Consider the following 1,026-nt stretch of genomic DNA (forward strand, 5'->3'; position numbering starts at 1 on the left):
GGTTGGATCCCCACGCAGCAGCGGTGTTAGTACAAACTGGTTAGTCGCCACAATCCGCTCTACGTACGTACGGCTCAAGGAACTATTGTCAAAATCCTGAATGCTAATCGGAATATTTTTGGATTCTAGGCGAATAGCATAGCCGTAAATGAGCATGACCGCTAAGGGCAGCACCAAGGCCAAGGCAATCGTGATGCGATCGCGTTGGAACTGGACTAATTCCTTTAAACACTGGGATATCACCCGTTTCATAGGCGTATGTATGAGCATAAGAGAACAGGATTAACCCTGTAGAGGGCTAGGCGGCGGCCCGCTGGACAATGCCAATGAAGGCATCTTCTAGGGAAAAGGGAATGGGGTTAGCGGCTTGGATGGGAATCTCGGACTCCTGAAGCCACTGCCGCACCCTAGGCAGATCGTCATCGAGATGATCGAGAACCAGATGGAGGCGATCGCCAAAAATAGCCACTCGCCAATGCTCTAAGTGCTGCTTGAGACAGTCGGCCGCAGCCTGCGTTTGGTCGGTCACCAATTCTACGAGTTGCCCTGGCTGCTCTGCCTTGATCTGACTGGGAGACCCTTGAGCGACCACCCGTCCGGCAACCATAAACCCCATAGCATGGCAGTTTTCGGCTTCTTCTAGATAATGGGTGGTGACTAAAATAGCAGTACCACGCCGGGCAAAGTCGCGAATCTGTCGCCAGAACTGCCGTCGTGCTAAGGGATCGACACCGGAGGTTGGTTCATCGAGAAATAAAATATCGGGTTCATGCATCACCGATGCTCCAAAGGCAACCCGCTGTTTCCATCCACCCGGTAGCTTAGCGGTGACGGTCTGCTCTTGTCCTTGCAAACCACAGGTCTCTAGAACCCAGTTGATTTTCTGACGCTGCAACCGCTTAGGAACACCGTAGACACCGCAGTAAAAGGTAAGATTTTGTAAAATCGTCAGGTCATCATAGAGAGTAAATTTCTGGCTCATGTAGCCAATGCGCGATCGCACCTCAGGGCGACTCAGATTGGCGG

At 51.9% G+C, this 1,026-nt stretch carries 2 protein-coding genes; both read right to left on the reverse strand.

The window, feature by feature from the left end:
- The coding region (locus V6D20_23535) for a hypothetical protein (GenBank protein ID HEY9818752.1) at positions 1-252 on the reverse strand (252 nt) is incomplete at its 3' end.
- A gap of 46 nt (positions 253-298) precedes the next feature.
- Positions 299-1,026 (reverse strand): ABC transporter ATP-binding protein (locus tag V6D20_23540; GenBank protein HEY9818753.1); only part of this gene is annotated, 728 nt, incomplete at its 5' end.

Source organism: Candidatus Obscuribacterales bacterium, assembly GCA_036703605.1.
Taxonomy (GTDB): domain Bacteria; phylum Cyanobacteriota; class Cyanobacteriia; order RECH01; family RECH01; genus RECH01.